The 15,419-nt window shown below is 61.2% G+C and carries 16 protein-coding genes; 2 read left to right on the plus strand and 14 right to left on the minus strand.

Translation table 11 applies throughout. The features are described 5' to 3' along the window. The first annotated feature begins 8 nt into the window (after positions 1-8). The gene (locus tag H5P17_RS11205; protein WP_044552247.1) at positions 9-1,409 is read left to right on the plus strand and encodes an amino acid permease; all 1,401 of its coding nucleotides are present in this window, start codon (positions 9-11) and stop codon (positions 1,407-1,409) included. A 137-nt stretch (positions 1,410-1,546) separates the two neighbouring features. After that, positions 1,547-2,419: a DMT family transporter gene (locus H5P17_RS11210; protein ID WP_255477897.1), complete on the plus strand. Its 873-nt coding sequence runs from the start codon at positions 1,547-1,549 to the stop codon at positions 2,417-2,419. Positions 2,420-2,433: 14 nt separating this feature from the next. Here H5P17_RS11210 and H5P17_RS11215 read toward each other — a convergent pair whose 3' ends face one another. From H5P17_RS11215 to paaA, 14 genes are all read right to left on the minus strand, one after another. Further along, complete coding sequence (locus tag H5P17_RS11215) at positions 2,434-3,915, minus strand: PLP-dependent aminotransferase family protein (RefSeq protein ID WP_182822932.1); 1,482 nt, start codon at positions 3,913-3,915, stop codon at positions 2,434-2,436. An 81-nt stretch (positions 3,916-3,996) separates the two neighbouring features. Next, positions 3,997-4,593, minus strand: a complete 597-nt coding sequence (gene paaY / locus H5P17_RS11220; protein WP_182822935.1) for a phenylacetic acid degradation protein PaaY — start codon at positions 4,591-4,593, stop codon at positions 3,997-3,999. A gap of 12 nt (positions 4,594-4,605) precedes the next feature. Then, positions 4,606-5,544 carry a phenylacetic acid degradation operon negative regulatory protein PaaX gene (gene paaX / locus H5P17_RS11225; RefSeq protein ID WP_044552240.1) on the minus strand — a complete coding sequence of 313 codons (939 nt, stop codon included), beginning with the start codon at positions 5,542-5,544 and terminating at the stop codon, positions 4,606-4,608. A gap of 78 nt (positions 5,545-5,622) precedes the next feature. Beyond that, positions 5,623-6,930, minus strand: a complete 1,308-nt coding sequence (gene paaK / locus H5P17_RS11230) for a phenylacetate--CoA ligase PaaK (RefSeq protein ID WP_041414726.1) — start codon at positions 6,928-6,930, stop codon at positions 5,623-5,625. Positions 6,931-6,946: 16 nt separating this feature from the next. After that, positions 6,947-8,152 carry a 3-oxoadipyl-CoA thiolase gene (gene pcaF / locus H5P17_RS11235; protein WP_182822937.1) on the minus strand — a complete coding sequence of 402 codons (1,206 nt, stop codon included), beginning with the start codon at positions 8,150-8,152 and terminating at the stop codon, positions 6,947-6,949. Beyond that, positions 8,149-8,589 (minus strand): hydroxyphenylacetyl-CoA thioesterase PaaI, encoded by a 441-nt coding sequence (paaI, locus tag H5P17_RS11240; protein WP_182822981.1) that lies wholly within the window; start codon positions 8,587-8,589, stop codon positions 8,149-8,151. The genes pcaF and paaI overlap by 4 nt, the downstream gene beginning before the upstream one ends. Then, positions 8,589-10,109 (minus strand): 3-hydroxyacyl-CoA dehydrogenase, encoded by a 1,521-nt coding sequence (locus H5P17_RS11245; protein ID WP_182822939.1) that lies wholly within the window; start codon positions 10,107-10,109, stop codon positions 8,589-8,591. The genes paaI and H5P17_RS11245 overlap by 1 nt, the downstream gene beginning before the upstream one ends. 2 nt (positions 10,110-10,111) lie before the next feature. Then, on the minus strand, positions 10,112-10,903 hold the full coding sequence (gene paaG, locus H5P17_RS11250) for a 2-(1,2-epoxy-1,2-dihydrophenyl)acetyl-CoA isomerase PaaG (protein WP_044552233.1): 792 nt from the start codon (positions 10,901-10,903) through the stop codon (positions 10,112-10,114). A 3-nt stretch (positions 10,904-10,906) separates the two neighbouring features. Further along, positions 10,907-11,680, minus strand: coding sequence for a 2,3-dehydroadipyl-CoA hydratase PaaF (paaF, locus tag H5P17_RS11255; protein WP_182822941.1), 774 nt, complete (start codon positions 11,678-11,680; stop codon positions 10,907-10,909). A gap of 9 nt (positions 11,681-11,689) precedes the next feature. Then, positions 11,690-12,748, minus strand: a complete 1,059-nt coding sequence (paaE, locus tag H5P17_RS11260; protein WP_182822943.1) for a 1,2-phenylacetyl-CoA epoxidase subunit PaaE — start codon at positions 12,746-12,748, stop codon at positions 11,690-11,692. A gap of 14 nt (positions 12,749-12,762) precedes the next feature. Beyond that, complete coding sequence (gene paaD / locus H5P17_RS11265) at positions 12,763-13,260, minus strand: 1,2-phenylacetyl-CoA epoxidase subunit PaaD (RefSeq protein ID WP_182822945.1); 498 nt, start codon at positions 13,258-13,260, stop codon at positions 12,763-12,765. A 9-nt stretch (positions 13,261-13,269) separates the two neighbouring features. Further along, complete coding sequence (gene paaC / locus H5P17_RS11270) at positions 13,270-14,031, minus strand: 1,2-phenylacetyl-CoA epoxidase subunit PaaC (RefSeq protein ID WP_182822947.1); 762 nt, start codon at positions 14,029-14,031, stop codon at positions 13,270-13,272. 8 nt (positions 14,032-14,039) lie between these two features. Further along, positions 14,040-14,327 (minus strand): 1,2-phenylacetyl-CoA epoxidase subunit PaaB, encoded by a 288-nt coding sequence (paaB, locus tag H5P17_RS11275; protein ID WP_182822949.1) that lies wholly within the window; start codon positions 14,325-14,327, stop codon positions 14,040-14,042. A gap of 10 nt (positions 14,328-14,337) precedes the next feature. After that, positions 14,338-15,276, minus strand: a complete 939-nt coding sequence (paaA, locus tag H5P17_RS11280) for a 1,2-phenylacetyl-CoA epoxidase subunit PaaA (RefSeq protein ID WP_182822951.1) — start codon at positions 15,274-15,276, stop codon at positions 14,338-14,340. Positions 15,277-15,419: the final 143 nt, after the last annotated feature.

A 15,419-nucleotide genomic window follows, 5' to 3' on the forward strand; every position in this document is an offset into this window, starting at 1 on the left:
AGCCTGCTATGAAACAGATAAAAGGTTTTGACGAAATAGCCCGGCGGCAAGGCGGGTTGCAGAAACAGCTCACCGCCGGGCAGATGTCGATGCTGGCGATCGGCGGCGCTATCGGTACCGGGCTGTTTCTCGGCAGCGCCTACGCCATTCAGATGGCCGGGCCCAGCGTATTGTTGAGCTATTTTATCGGCGGCGTCGTGGCGCTGCTGCTGATGGGATGCCTGGCAGAAATGACTTCCGAACACCCGACGCCGGGCTCGTTTGGCGACTATGCCGAATTTTACATCAGCCCGCTGTTTGGTTTTCTGGTGCGTTATTCTTACTGGTCCTGCGTGGTATTGGCGGTGGGGACCGAGGTGACCGCCATCGGCATGTATATGCAGTTCTGGTTCCCGACCACGCCAATCTGGCCCTGGGTGCTGTTGTTCTCTGCGGCGGTGATCCTGATTAACGTGATTGGCGTTAAATCGTTCGGCCAGGTGGAATATGCGCTGTCGACCATCAAGGTGGTGGCCATTGCGGCCTTTATCGCCATCGGTATCGGTATTCTGATGTTTTCTGCCAACCCGGCCTTTGGTCTGCAAAACTTTACCGCCAACGGCGGCTTCTTCCCGTTTGGCGTGAAAGGCATGTGGTTTGCGGTGATCGTGTCGATTTTCAGCTACCTGAGCATTGAGATGATTGCCGTCGCCGCCGGTGAGGCCAAGAACCCGGTGATTGCGGTAAAAACCGCGTTCAAAGGCACCATTTTGCGACTGTTCATTTTCTACATGCTGTCGATTGCGCTGATGCTGGCGATCGTTCCCTGGCGGCAGTCCGGTACCGGCGAAAGCCCGTTCCTGGTGGCGATGAACGTCATCCACCTGCCTGCCGCCGCCGGTATCTTCAACTTTATCGTTCTGGTGGCCGCGCTGTCGGCGATGAACAGCCAACTGTATATCACCACCCGCATGATGTTCTCGCTGTCACGCGCCGGGCAAGCTCCGGCTGCGCTGGGCCGGGTCAGTAAACGCGGCATCCCGGTAAGCGCGCTGGCGATGTCCTGCATCGGCATCGTGGTGTCGATCGTGTTGAGTCTGGTCTACCCGCAAAAATCCTTTGCCGCCATGATGTCTATTTCGGTGTACGGTGCCTGCTTTACCTGGCTGATGATTTTTGTCACGCACCTGTTTTTCCGCCGTCAGCACCGGCAAACCCACCTGAAATTTCGCATGTGGGGCTTTCCGTACACCACGCTGGCCGGTGCCGGTTTGATGGCCGCGTTGTTGATCTCGACGATGTTCACCGAATTTTTCAGGATGACGCTGTGGTTTGGCATTCCGTTTACCCTGCTGTTGGTGGCTATCTATTTCTTCTACAGCCGTCATCAGCCCGTGCCCGCGGTAATGGAAACACCGGGGGTGGAGTAAACCGGTTTACTGAAAATGTGAATATGTGGCTCTGGCGATAAACCACTTTATCCGGAGAATAAGCCTTTTCTGGGGTGATGGAGTGGTTTGCAATGAACAGTGGGGCAGAAAAACGGCGCATTATTGGCTGTAGCGGTATGCCGGAGGCCAGGCATTCGGCGCAGGGATGGATCAACGGCTTTCTGGGCATGTTGATTTTCAGCGGTTCTTTGCCGGCCACCCGCGTGGCGGTGCAAGAGTTTGATCCCATGTTCCTCACCGCGATGCGCGCGGTGCTAGCGGCCTTGCTGGCTCTGAGCGCATTGACGCTGATGCGCCAGCGTTGGCCGCAGCGCCGCGACCTGACACCCTTGGTACTGACCGCGCTCGGAGTGGTGATCGGTTTTCCTTTGCTAACGGCGCTAGCCTTGCAGCACACCACCTCGGCGCATGCGCTGGTGTATATCGGGCTGTTACCGCTGGCAACCGCCTGTTTTGGGGTGCTGCGGGGCGGGGAGCGGCCTAAAGCCGCTTTCTGGCTGTTCTCGGTGTTGGGGAGCCTGTTGGTTGGCGCTTTTGCGTTAAGCCAGGGGGCGACTGGCTCCTGGCTTGGCGATCTGCTGATGGTGGCCGCGGTGCTGCTTTGTGGCCTGGGCTATGCGGAAGGCGCCGTGCTGACCCGCAAGCTTGGCGGCTGGCAGGTGATCTCCTGGGCGCTGGTGGTCGCTTTGCCGTTGACGGCAGCGGCGGCGGCGGTGACGGCCCCGCCCGCCTGGCCACAGGTCAGCGTCGGCGCCTGGTTTTCTCTGGGCTACATTTCGCTGTTCAGCATGTGGATTGGCTTTATCTTTTGGTATCGCGGTTTGGCGCAAGGGGGCATTGCCGCCGTGGGACAGCTGCAATTGCTGCAGCCGTTTTTTGGTCTGGCGCTGGCCGGGCTGGTGCTGCATGAAAGCATTCAACCTTCAATGATTGCGGTAATGGTCGGCGTATTGGTTTGCGTGTACGGCGCGAAGCGTTTTTCGCGGTAACAGTAAGGTCAGCCTTACCCCGTAGCCAAGGCAGCCAGCACCCGATTCAGCTTTTGGGCTGCCAGGTGGATCTGCTGTTCCGTGTAGCCCCCCAGTCCGAGTATCAATCCGTTTTTCTCGCTGCCGGGGCTATACATTGGCGAAAGTGCGCCGACGGCAACCCCGGCCTCGGCGGCTTTACGGGCAACCAGCCGATCGTCCAAATCCGCTTTTAACCACAGCAGCATATGCATGCCCTGATCGCTGGGGTGCAGGGTGGCCAGCTCGGCAGAAACCTGCGCGCTGATGGCGTCGGTCAGCACTCGCCTTTTTTCCGCATACACGCCGCGCATTTTACGAATGTGGCGATCCAAATGCCCCTGCGCCATAAAACTGGCCAGAACGTATTGATCGGCACTGGGGGGATGGCGATCCATCAGCACTCGCGCACCGCAGAAGGCATTCACCAGGGGCTGAGGAACGATGGCGTAGCCCAGGCGCAGCGAAGGGAACAGCACCTTGCTGAAGGTTCCCAGGTAGATAACTCTGGTCGGATCCAACCCCTGCAACGAAGGAAACGGGTGGCCGGAAGAGCGCATTTCACTGTCGTAATCATCTTCGACGATCCAGGCCTGCTGCGCTTTGGCCCAGGCCAGCAGCTCAAGCCGGCGCGACATGCTCATGGGCATACACAGTGGGTACTGATGAGAGGGAGTGACAAAGGCGGCCCTGGCCTGCGGCGCGATTTTCCTGCCTGCCGCCACCGCGATTCCTTCGTTGTCCACCGGCACTCTGGCCATTTTCCGGTCTCTGAAGACGGTGTTGAAGATAGCGGTAATGCCGTGATACGCGGGATCTTCAACCCAGGCGGTCTCTCCGGCATCCAGCAGAATCTGCGTGGCGAGATAGAGCCCCTGCTGCGTGCCGGAGGTGATGATCACCTGTTCCGGCGTGCAGTGCACCGAACGGGACTTGCGAACGTATTCGCATATCGCCTCACGCAGCGGCAATGCGCCCTGCGGCTCGCCATAGCCGGCGGGGGCACCGGGGCCTCTGGCGCGAATGCGGTTGCCGAGCCTGCGCCAAACGTCGTCGGGTGCGGTATCGTTGATCGGCACCGAGACGGTGAAGGGGACCGGTGGCAGAGGGCGCAACTGGGCGGCGAAGTGCTCCAGGGCCTGAGCCTGATCGGAAAGCGGCATGTCGCAGGCGTCCGGGTGTTTGACCGGTGCGGGGGCCGGGCGGGTGAGCGACAACGCCACGCGGGTCCCCGAGCCGGGCTGCGCCTCCAGAAACCCTTCCGCTGTCAGTTGCTCGAAGGCGGCCAGCACCGTTCCTCTGGCCAGCTGTAATGCGCCCGCCAGTACGCGGGTTGAGGGCAGCAGATCGCCCGGTTTGAGTTCACCTTTGCCTATGGCGGCACGTAGCGCCTGGGCGAGTTGCAGGCTAAGCTGCCCCGCATGGCGATCAAGCTCGCCGATAGCGGGGACTTCAACCGTTTTGGCCGTTCTGGGCATCTATTCCGGTCCAGATAAAAGTGGGTTAACAGGGTATTTACTGTAAACCACTTTTGACCTGAATAGCGGTCTTCGACAGGATTAAAGCTGGCTTTTCGGCATCAGGTGATCGCCAAAGCTCAGGCGTTGGCGGCCCGGTTCAATGGCGGTCAGTGGCGCAACCTCCTGCAGTGAGGATTTACAGCGCTGAACCAGATCGTGGTATTCGCGCGTACCGGCTACTTTCCACGCTAATTCCTGTTCGGTCAGGTCACGTAATACCCGTGCCGGGCTGCCGATCACCAGCTTATTGGCCTCGATCACCGCGCCGGCCTTGACGAAGGCCATGGCACCGACAATGGTGTTTTCACCGATCTCTGCACCGTCCATGATCACCGCGTTCATGCCGACCATGGCGTTACGGCGGATACGGCAACCGTGCAGGATGGCGCCGTGGCCGATGTGCCCGTCCTGCTCCACCACGGTGTCCTGCTGCGGAAAACCGTGCATCACGCAGTTGTCCTGAATATTGGCGCCATCGCCAATCACCAGCCGGCCAAAGTCGCCGCGCAGGCTGGCGTTGGGGCCGATATAAACCCGTTTGCCGACGATCACATCGCCAATCAGTACGGCGGTAGGGTGTACGTAACTGCTGGGATCGATCACTGGGGTCAGGCCGTCAATCTGATACACGGGCATAGCTTAGGCTCCTTAAAATGAGTTATCGCGCGGCAGGCCGCCGAAGCGCCGATAATAGCCGGCCGCCGGGGCAGGCAGAGCGCCGATGGTGGTCTCCGCCATGGCGCTGACATACTCGGTCGCTGCGCGGTCTACCCGCTGATAAATATTGATGCACAGGTTACGGGCAATCTGTCCTTCCCACTGGGCCGGCAGCAGGGCGTCCGGCAGCAGAGGATCTTTGAGCACCACGCGCCGGAAGAAGTGGATCAATAATAGCTTAATCTGGAAACAGCGCTGGGGCGTCAGCAGTGCTTCATCGGCTTCGCGCAGCAGCGCCATAAGGGGACGAAATGAGACGATAAATTCGTGATAATCGGCCGCGACGTCAGCCAGTGCCCAACAGTTGGCCACCAGCTGTTGCAGGGTTTTCTCCGAGCGGTTATAGGGATAGTCGGCGCGGAAGTAGATCACCTGTTCGCTGGCGTTAAGTTCGCCGAGCAGGGCGGTGACGTCGGTTTGCGCGTGGGTGGGGGCCGCCATCAGATTGCTGGCTATTTGGCCGAAGCCCAGCCAACCCAGCTCTTTTTTCAACCGTGCCCGCTCCTCCTTTTCCGCGCTTTCCAGCAACAGCAAATCCCATTTCCCGTCCCAGGCGGGCGGTTCGCTGAGATAGATTTTCGACTCGGCATGGCGGAACTGACGCATACCCTGATCGGTCACCCGATAGAAGCTGCGACGGCCGATTTTTTCAACCTCCAGCCAGTCCTCTTTCTGCAGGCGAAATACCGAGGTGCGCACGAAGCGGTCACCAAAACCCAGGGCCTCCAGCAGCGCGCTCAGGCTGCCAAGCCAGACTTCGCCGCCCCGGTGGCTCAGCGCATCGCCGTAGAGGGAGATAATCAGCGAGGTGCCGCTGATCGGCTGAGCCTCTATAGCATGGCGGATAAACTCATCCAGTTTATGTTCCATATTTTTCCATGGGTTAGCCGACGGTGAAGCACAACATTACCACAAATCATTCGGGCGTCATCCGTGACGCCGGGGCAATCAGCGAGGCCGCAGATCGACCACGCGCTGGGCTTTGCCTTCTGAACGCGGGATATCGCCGCAGTTGGCGATGCTGACGTCGGTGCTGACGCCGATAATCGACTTGATATGGTGGCGTAACTGGTGGCAAATCTCACAGCGTTGCTGGTGGCTGAGGCTGAGCGCCGCTTCCTTCAATTCAACGCGCACCGCCAGGGTATCCAGGTGCCCGCTGCGGCTGACCTGCAGCTGATAGTGTGGCGACAGCTGTTCGAACTGCATGATTTGCTCTTCCACCTGCGACGGGAACACGTTGACGCCGCGGATAATCAGCATGTCGTCGGAGCGGCCGGTAATTTTCCCCATGCGACGCATTTGGCGCGCGTCGCCCGGCAGCAGGCGGGTGAGGTCGCGGGTACGGTAGCGGATCACCGGCAGCGCTTCTTTGGTCAGCGTGGTAAACACCAGCTCGCCGTGTTGGCCATCCTGCAGCGTCACGCCGGTTTCCGGACAGATGATTTCCGGCAGGAAATGGTCTTCCCAGATGGTCGGGCCGCCGCCGCTTTCGGCGCATTCCATCGCCACGCCCGGCCCCATCACTTCGGACAGACCGTAAATATCCAGCGCCTTGATGCCCATGCGGCTTTCAATTTCATGCCGCAGCGCTTCGGTCCAGGGTTCGGCACCAAAGACGCCGAGGCGCAGCGAGCAGCCACGGGCGTCGCCGCCCATTTTGCGTTCCAGCTCGTCGATCAGCGTCAGGCAGTAGGACGGTGTCACCATGATCACATCGGGTTTGAAATCCAGGATCAGCTGCGCCTGCCTTTCGGTTTGCCCACCGGACATCGGGATCACCGTCGCCCCGAGTCGCTCCGCGCCGTAATGAGCTCCCAGCCCGCCGGTGAACAGGCCATAGCCGTATGCCACGTGCACCTTGTCTTTGGCGGTAGCGCCGGCGGCACGCAGGCTGCGTGCGACGATATCGGCCCAATTATCGATATCCCGCTGGGTGTAGCCGACCACTGTCGGCCGGCCGGTGGTCCCTGACGAGGCATGAATGCGCACCACCTGTTCCATCGGCACGGCGAAGGTGTCGAACGGGTAGTTGTCGCGCAGGTCCTGCTTGGTGGTATAGGGGAAGCGAGCCAAATCGCTCAGCTGTTTGAGATCGTCGGGATGGACGCCTGCCTGATCGAACTTGCGCCGATACATCGGCACGTTGTTGTAGGCGTGGTGCAGCGTCCATTTAAGACGCTCCAGCTGCAGCGCCTCAATCTCATCGCGCGAGGCGAACTCAATGGCGTCGAGTGGCTGTGGATTCATTGTCATGGTTAGCCTCGGGGGGTCAGACTCGCTCAATAATCATGGCGATGCCCTGGCCGACGCCGATGCACATAGTGCAAAGCGCGTAGCGGCCGGAACGCCGTTCCAGTTCAAACAGGGCAGCTAACGCCAGGCGCGCGCCGCTCATGCCCAGCGGGTGACCCAGGGCGATCGCGCCGCCGTTGGGGTTCACCTGCGGGGCGTCGTCAGGCAACCCAAGCTGGCGCAATACCGCCAGCGCCTGGGCGGCAAAAGCCTCGTTCAGTTCAATGACGTCCATTTGCGCCAGGCTCAGGCCGGTCAGTTCCAGCACTTTGCGGGTGGCCGGCAGCGGACCTATGCCCATTAAACCGGGTTCGACGCCGCAGGTTGCGGTAGCGACGATACGCGCCCGTGGAGTTAACCCCTGGCTAACGGCCATTGCTTCCGAGGCGACGATCAGCGCGGCGGCGCCGTCGTTCAGGCCGGAAGCGTTGCCGGCGGTCACCGTGCCGGGTTGGCGGAATGGGGTATTCAGCGCCTGCAACTGTTCCAGCCGCGTATCTGCTCGCGGGTGTTCGTCCTGATCAAACAGTGTGACCGCGCCTTTCTTGCCGCTGAGGCTGACCGGCACGATCTCCTGTGCGAAGATCCCCAGCGCTTGCGCTCGCGCAGCCCGTTGCTGACTGCGCAGTGCGAAGGCGTCCTGATCGGCACGGCTGATGTTGAACTTTGCCGCTACGTTTTCGGCGGTTTCCGGCATGGCGTCGGTGCCGTATTGCGCTTGCATCAACGGGTTGATAAACCGCCAGCCCAGCGTAGTGTCATACAACTGCGCCTGGCGGCTGAAGGCGCTGTCGGCCTTGCCCATCACCAACGGGGCCCGGGTCATCGATTCCGCGCCGCCGGCCAATACCAAATCGGCTTCGCCGGCCTTGATGCTGCGGGCCGCCATCGCCAGCGCGTCCAATCCCGAGCCGCACAGGCGGTTGAGGGTAGTGCCGGAAACGTTAACCGGCAGGCCCGACAGCAGCGCTGCCATGCGTGCCAGATTGCGGTTGTCTTCCCCGGCCTGATTGGCGCAGCCGAGGATCACGTCGTCCACCCTTGACCAGTCCACCTGCGAGTGGCGGGCCAGCAGGGCGCGCAGCGGCAGTGCGGCCAGGTCGTCGGCGCGGACGTTGGCCAGGGCGCCGCCGTAACGGCCAATCGGCGTGCGGACGCCGTCGCAGATAAAAGCCTGGTTCATGCGTGCTCCCCTAAAATGGCGTGACCGAGCCGATGGGCGCGGCCGCGGAACCAGGCGACGGTCTTGCCCAGTTGATTGACAATCTCCACGTCATACAGCCCGGTGGTTTTGCCCTGATGGCGCACCTCTGCGCTGGCCGTCAGGCGATCGCCGGCCAGCGCCGGGCGGATAAAATCTATGCTGCAGCCGGACGCTACCGCCGCCAGCCCCTGGCTGTTGCAGGCGTAGGCGAAAGCGGTGTCCGCCAGGCTGAACAGCTGCCCGCCGTGGCAGGTCTGGTGGCCGTTGAGCATCTGCGGCCCGACGGTCATGCTGACTTTGGCGAACCCGGCGTCGACGGCATCCACCCGCATGCCCATCGCCTGGGCGCAGGTGTCCTGCTGAAACATCTGTTCGGCGCAGCGTTGCGCCAGCGCGTGGGGCGTATTGGCATTCATCATTGGGCTCCTGAAGAAAGGGATGCGTAGTGGCGCAGCAGCGGCATCGGGCGATAGCGGGGTTCGCCGTAGAAGCGCTGCAGATTTTCCAGCGTGGTCAGGATGTGTCGCCAGCCCAAGGACGCCCCCCATTCCAGCGGGCCCCGCGGGTAGTTAACCCCGCAGCGCATGGCGTGGTCGGTATCGGCGGCGCTGGCGACGCCCTTGTTCACCACGTCCAGCGCTTCATTCGCCAACATGGCGAGGGTGCGCATCACCAGCAGGCCAGGGTAGTCCGGCAACAGGATCACTTTCTTGCCAAGGGATTGCAGCAGACGTACCACAGTGGCGTTGTGCCGGGCATCGTTTTGCGCCGCACAGCTGATGGCGACGGCGGAGGCCTGGGCATACTGGGCGGACAGATCAAACAGCACCACGGGGGTTCCGGTTTCATCGGTGACCTGGCTGGCTGTTTTACCATTTGTTAACATAAATGTAACTTCATCGATCTGGGCAAAAGCACTGGTCTGGCCGGGTTGTATGATCGCCTCCGCATTTCCTGCCAGTAACTCGGCCAGCAGAGTGACGCCTGCCGCGTCGCCGTGCAGCTTAATGCTGTGCGGCAATTCCGCTGAGGATGCAGGTAACCCGGCGACAATTTGAGGTGGCGCCTGTTTGTCATAGCGATAAAAGCCGCACCCGCTTTTGCGGCCCAGACGCCCGGCGGCCACCCGTTCCTGCTGCACCAAAGACGGCGTGAAGCGCGGATCCTGGAAGAAGGCCTGAAACACTGATTCAGTGACGGCGTAATTGATGTCCTGACCAATCATATCGGTCAGTTGCAATGGCCCCATGGCGAAGCCGCCTGCGTCGCGCATTACCGCATCCAGCGTGGCGGCGTCGGCGACCTGTTCTTCGAGCGCGCGCAGGGTTTCGGCGTAAAAAGGTCGCGCCACGCGGTTAACGATAAAGCCGGGCGTGGAACGGCACAGCACGCTTTGTTTGCCCCATTGCCGGGTCAGCGCCTGCAGTTCGGCAACGGTTTCGGCGCTGGTGTCCAACCCGCTGACGATCTCGACCAGCTTCATCACCGGTGCCGGGTTGAAGAAGTGCAAACCGGCCAGGCGCTGTGGATGTCGCAGCGCACCGCCGATGGCGGTAATCGACAGCGATGAAGTGTTGCTGGCGAACAGTGCGGCGGGGGAACACAGCGCTTCCAGCTCACGAAACAGGCTCTGTTTGATCGCCAGTTTTTCCGCCACCGCTTCTATCACCAGTGCGCTGTCGGCCAACTGGTCAAGCGACTCGACCGGCTGAATACGGCCCAGCAGGGCTTCGGTGGCATCGGCGTCGGCCTTGCCGGACTCGACCCTCTGGCGCAGGCGTTGGCCTAACGCCTCGAGCGCCTGCCGGGCGGCGGCGGCATCGATATCAAACAGCCACACCGGATGCCCGGCCCCGGCCGCCACCTGGGCGATGCCGATGCCCATGGTTCCTGCGCCAATCACGGCGACCCTTGCGTTGACGTTCGGCAGGCTCATGATTATTTCCCGCTGAAATTAGGGGTACGTTTGGCGAAGAAGGCACTGACGCCTTCGCGGTAGTCGTCGCTGCGACCGCCGAGGCGCTGCAGGTCGCGCTCCAGATCGAGCTGCTGATCGAGGGTATTGTTCGCCGAGCTGTAAAGGGCTTTTTTAATCAGTCCCAATCCGTAAGTGGGTTGGGTGGCCAGGTGTTGTGCCAGCGTTTGGCCGGTGGCGGCCAGTTGGTCCGCCGCTACCACCTGCCAGATCATGCCCCATGCCAGCGCCTGCTGTGCGCTGACTTTATCCCCCAGCAGCGCCATGCCCATGGCGCGGGCGTGGCCGGCCAGGCGGGGCAGGAACCAGCTGCCGCCGGAGTCCGGCACCAGCCCCAGACGACAGAAAGACTGAATAAAATGGGCGTTATCGGCGGCGATCACGATATCGCAGGCCAGTGCCAGCGCTGCGCCGGCCCCCGCTGCCACGCCGTTGACGGCGCACACCACCGGCTTTGGCAGGGCGGTCAGACGACGGATCAGCGGATTGTAAAAACGCTCTACCGACAGGCCGAGATCCGGCGCCTGCTGTTCGACGCTGACGTTGCGATCGTTCAGATCCTGCCCGGCGCAAAAGCCACGCCCCGCGCCGGTGATCAACAAGCAGCGTACGGTTTCGTCCCGCTCGGCGAGGGTCAAGGCTTCGCTCAGTTGGCGGTGCATCTCGTCGTTGAAGCTATTGAGCCGGTCTGGCCGATTGAGGGTCAGCGTCAGCACCCCGGCTTCAAGGTGGGTGAGAATCAATGCGTTTTCCATAAATCAGCGCCCCTGATAGTTTGGCGTACGTTTTTCGAAGAAGGCGGCGATGCCCTCGCGGCGATCGTCGGTGGCGGCCAGAGTGGCAAACTGCTGGCGTTCGATGAGCAGCCCCTGACTGAGGCCGATTTCCTCCGCCTGTTTCAGCGCCTGTTTGGCGGCGCGCAGTGCCAGCGGTGCCTGTTGGCTGATGCGTTCGGCGATCTGCTGTGCGCGTTCCAGCGTCAGCACGTCGACGCATACTTCGCTGACCAATCCGCACTGCAATGCACGCGAGGCGTTAATGGCCTCGCCGCTCAGCACCATCTGACTGGCGCAGGATTTACCGACGCAGCGAATCAAGCGCTGAGTGCCGCCGGCCCCTGGCATCAGGCCGAGGGTGATTTCCGGCAGGCCAAAGCGGGCGCTTTCACCGCAAATAACGATGTCGCAGGCCAGCGCCAGTTCGCAGCCGGCGCCGAGCGCATAGCCGTTGACTGCCGCCAGCAGCGGTTTACTGAACTGCGCCAGCCGTTGCCACAACAGCGGGCGGCGATCCGTCAGCGTAGCCGGCAGGTCTTGCTGTTGCAGCTCGTGCAGATCGGCTCCGGCGGCAAAGAAACGCGGTGCCCCGGTAATCACCACGGCACCCACGCCGGTATCGGCATCGGCCTGTTCCAGCAAGTCAACCAGCTGCTCCAGACAGGGGGTGTTCAGGGCATTGCGCGCCTGTGGACGGTGCAGTTCCAGCGTCAGCACGCGCGCCTGGCGATGTTGCAGGATCAAAGGGGTTTCCATTGGTGGCTCCTATACGTCAAAGTCCAGCACCACGCCGTCACCGCGCGGCCACGACTGGCAGCTCAATACGTAGCCTGCCGCGAGTTGATCCGGCTCCAGGCTGTAGTTGACGGCCATGTCCACCTGACCGGCTTTTAACCGGCACTTGCAGGTGGCGCACACGCCGCCTTTGCAGGCATAGGGAAGATCGGCTCCCTGGCGCAGCGCCGCGTCCAGAATGCTGTCGTCCTGCGAACCGACCTCGATATCCAACCGGCGGCCGTCGAGCAAAATCGCCACCCGCGTGGCGTTGCGCGGGGTGTCGTTGACCGGGCGGGCGACCACGCCGCTGGTGTTAAAGCGCTCGCTGTGGATTCGCTCGGCGGGTAAGCCGGCCTGTTCCAGCACGCTTTGGGCGTCGTCCATCATGGTTTGGGGGCCGCAGATAAAGGCATGGTCATAGTCGCGGTAATCCAGCAGGGCGCCGCCGATCGCCAACAGCCGCTCGCGGTCGATGCGCCCACTGAGCAGCGGGCTGTCGAGGTTCTCCTGGCTGAACAGATACAGCGGCTGAAAACGTTGCGGGTAGCGGTTTTTCAGATCGGACAGCGTCTCTTTGAACATCACCGAACGGCTGCTGCGGTTGCCGTAAATCAGCGTGAAGCTGCTGTTTGGTTCAAGTTGCAGGGTGGCTTTGATGATCGACAGCATCGGCGTGATGCCGGAACCGGCGGCAATCGCCAGATAATTGCCGCTGTTTTCCACCTGTGGCTGGTAGCCGAAACGGCCCTGCGGCACCATCACCTCCAGTGCGTCGCCGACTTTCAGTAGCCGATTAACGAACGAGGAAAAGCGGCCCTGATGGATGGCTTTAACGCCGATCTGCAGCAGCCCTTCCTGAGGAGCGCTGCAGATGGAGTAGCAGCGGCGCAGCTCTTCGCCATCCACCTGCGCCTTTAGCGTCAGATGTTGGCCGGGGGTGTAGCAGTAATGACTTTTCAGCTCTTCGGGCACGCGCAGAGTGATAGCTACGGCGTCCGGCGTTTCGCGCTCGATGGCGGCGACGTTCAGGCGATGGAAGACCGTCATGGTTTTCTGCGCTCCTAAATGCATTTGAAATAGTCGAAGGGTTCGCGGCAATCGCAGCAGCGATACAGCGCTTTGCAGGCGGTGGAGCCGAATTCGCTGATTTTCTCGCTGTGGGTGCTGCCGCAGCGCGGGCAGGGCACCGGGCCTGCAGCCTGCGGTTTGTCGCAGGTATGGCCCTGTGGCGGCGCAACGCCGTATTCACGCAACCGTTCGCGCGCCGAGGCGTTCATCCAGTCGGTGGTCCACGCCGGACTGAGACGAATGTCCACTTTGACCGGGGCAAAGCCGGCCTCGGCCAGCCGCTGTTCGATGGCTTCGAGCAGAAACTCGGTGGCGGGGCAACCGGAGTAGGTTGGCGTAAAGGTAATGCGCCAGCCGCCGCCGTCGGCTTTAACGTCGCGAACCATGCCCAGATCGGTAATTGACAGCACCGGCAGTTCCGGATCGCTGATCTGTTGGAGGCAGTGCCAGATTTGCGGGATTTCCGCGGCCTGCAGTCGGGTAATATTCATCGCCCCCCCTTACCAGTTCGCATTGGGATAGGCGCGTTGCAGAAACTGCATCTCGGCCAGCAGCGGTCCGAGATGTTCGCTGTGCCGCCCCTGCTTGCCGCCGTGGCGGAACGCCTGCTCTGCCGGCAGCGTCAGGGTGGCCTGCTGCAGCGTTTCTTCAACCAGCGCCAGCCACGGTGCCTCAAGCTGGCGCGGATCGACGGCGATGCCCTGTTCCGCCAGTTGGCGTTCCAGCTCATCGGCGTAGAACAGTTCGGCGGTAAAACGCCACAGGCCGTCCAGCGACTGCTGAATTTTTTGGTGGCTGACGGGGCTGCCGTCACCCAAACGGATCATCCAGCCACGGCTGAAACGCAGGTGGTAATGCGCCTCCTTCAGTGACTTGGCGGCGATAGCGGCGAGTTGCGCATCGCGACTGTGGCTCAAAGCCTGATGCAGCTGCACATGGTAGGCGTCAATCAGAAACTGCCGCACCAGAGTGTCGTTGAAGCCGCCATTGGGCTGTTCCGCCAGCAGCAGGTTATGGAACTCACGTTCGTCACGACCGAAAGCCAGCCGGTCTTCGTTGAATGGCGGCCCGGCCAGTTCGGCGGCATAACCGAGAAAGTTGCGTGCCTGGCCCAGCAAATCCAGACCGATATTGGCCAGCGCCAGGTCGATCTCCAGTTCCGGCGCGTGGCCGCACCAGGCGCACAAGCGCTGGGCGAGGATCAGCGGCGTATCGCCCTGACGCAGGACATAGGTGACGAGTGGATCGTTATTAAAGGTCATGGTCGCCCCTACATGTTCTTGATGCCGTCGGGAATGGTGTAGAACGTCGGATGACGGTAAATCTTGTCATCGGACGGATCGAAAAAGGCTTCACGGTCTTCCGGCTGCGAGGCGATCAGGTGGCAGGATTGCACCACCCAGATTGAGCAGCCCTCGTTGCGGCGGGTATAGGCATCGCGGGCGTTTTCCAGCGCCATCTGGTCATCGGCGGCGTGCAGGCTGCCGACGTGACGGTGTGCCAGCCCTTGCTTGCTGCGGATAAACACTTCATAGAGAGGCCATTGGGCATGTGTCATCATCGGTTCCTTATGCGGCGGTTGAGGTGTTTTTTGACGCATGGGCCAGAGCGCCATCGCGTACCCAGGCACCGTCCTCCCAGGCGCGGCGTTTGGCTTGCAGCCGTTCGTGGTTACATTGGCCGCGCCCCTTGATCACCTCATGCAGTTCACCCCAGTCGATTTCGCCGAAGCGGTAGTGGCCGGTGGCTTCGTCCCAGGTCAAATCGGTGTCCGGCGCGACCATGCCCAGGGCTTCCAACTGGGGGACGGTGTTGTCGACAAATTTCTGCCGCAACTCATCGTTGCTATGGCGTTTGATTTTCCAGGCCATGCTCTGAGCGCTGTGCGGTGAATCGGTGTCGCTGGGGCCAAACATCATCAGTACCGGCCACCAGAAGCGGTTAATCGCATCTTGCAGCATGGCCTTCTGTTGCTCGCTGCCGTTGGCCATCGCCATGACCGCTTCGTAACCCTGGCGCTGGTGGAAACTCTCTTCCTTGCAAATTTTCACCATCGCCCGCGCATAGGGGCCGTAGGACGCACGACACAGCGCCACCTGGTTGACGATAGCCGCACCGTCCACCAACCAGCCGATGACGCCGATATCCGCCCAGTTGAGCGTCGGGTAGTTGAAGATCGAGGAGTATTTCATCTTGCCGTCGAGCATCTTCTGGTAGATATCCTGACGAGAGCAGCCCAGGGTTTCAGCAGCGCTGTACAGGTACAGGCCATGCCCGGCTTCGTCCTGCACCTTGGCCAGCAACACCGCCTTGCGGCGCAGGGTCGGGGCACGCGTCAACCAGTTGGCCTCCGGCAACATGCCGACCACTTCGGAATGGGCATGCTGGCCAATCTGGCGGATCAGGTTTTGGCGATAGGCGTCCGGCATCCAGTCTTTGGCCTCGATGGCGGTATCCGCCGCGATTTTGTCGTCGAAGTGCTGCTGATGTTGCGAGTCAGTTGTCATGCTTGCCTCTTGGTGATTCGTATTTTTCACATTGAATATAAAAATGTGAATCACTTTTCATAACCATAAGGCTACAAACTGATAACAAAAAGATCAAACGACATTTGTGTGGTTTTGCGAGTGCGCTCACAATGAGTGTTTTT

Origin of the sequence: Serratia sp. OS31 (assembly GCF_014164835.1) — a bacterium.
GTDB classification, from domain to species: Bacteria; Pseudomonadota; Gammaproteobacteria; order Enterobacterales; family Enterobacteriaceae; genus Serratia; species Serratia liquefaciens_A.

Coding starts and splice junctions, on each gene's coding strand:
- H5P17_RS11210 (WP_255477897.1), top strand. CDS start 1,547: ATGCCGGAGGCCAGGCATTCGGCGCAGGGATGGATCAACGGCTTTCTG.
- paaY (WP_182822935.1), bottom strand. CDS start 4,593: ATGCCCGTGTATCAGATTGACGGCCTGACCCCAGTGATCGATCCCAGC.
- paaK (WP_041414726.1), bottom strand. CDS start 6,930: ATGACAATGAATCCACAGCCACTCGACGCCATTGAGTTCGCCTCGCGC.
- paaE (WP_182822943.1), bottom strand. CDS start 12,748: ATGACGGTCTTCCATCGCCTGAACGTCGCCGCCATCGAGCGCGAAACG.
- H5P17_RS11245 (WP_182822939.1), bottom strand. CDS start 10,109: ATGAGCCTGCCGAACGTCAACGCAAGGGTCGCCGTGATTGGCGCAGGA.
- paaD (WP_182822945.1), bottom strand. CDS start 13,260: ATGAATATTACCCGACTGCAGGCCGCGGAAATCCCGCAAATCTGGCAC.
- paaG (WP_044552233.1), bottom strand. CDS start 10,903: ATGGAAAACGCATTGATTCTCACCCACCTTGAAGCCGGGGTGCTGACG.
- paaF (WP_182822941.1), bottom strand. CDS start 11,680: ATGGAAACCCCTTTGATCCTGCAACATCGCCAGGCGCGCGTGCTGACG.
- paaC (WP_182822947.1), bottom strand. CDS start 14,031: ATGACCTTTAATAACGATCCACTCGTCACCTATGTCCTGCGTCAGGGC.
- H5P17_RS11205 (WP_044552247.1), top strand. CDS start 9: ATGAAACAGATAAAAGGTTTTGACGAAATAGCCCGGCGGCAAGGCGGG.
- paaA (WP_182822951.1), bottom strand. CDS start 15,276: ATGACAACTGACTCGCAACATCAGCAGCACTTCGACGACAAAATCGCG.
- H5P17_RS11215 (WP_182822932.1), bottom strand. CDS start 3,915: ATGCCCAGAACGGCCAAAACGGTTGAAGTCCCCGCTATCGGCGAGCTT.
- pcaF (WP_182822937.1), bottom strand. CDS start 8,152: ATGAACCAGGCTTTTATCTGCGACGGCGTCCGCACGCCGATTGGCCGT.
- paaB (WP_182822949.1), bottom strand. CDS start 14,327: ATGACACATGCCCAATGGCCTCTCTATGAAGTGTTTATCCGCAGCAAG.
- paaX (WP_044552240.1), bottom strand. CDS start 5,544: ATGGAACATAAACTGGATGAGTTTATCCGCCATGCTATAGAGGCTCAG.
- paaI (WP_182822981.1), bottom strand. CDS start 8,589: ATGAATGCCAATACGCCCCACGCGCTGGCGCAACGCTGCGCCGAACAG.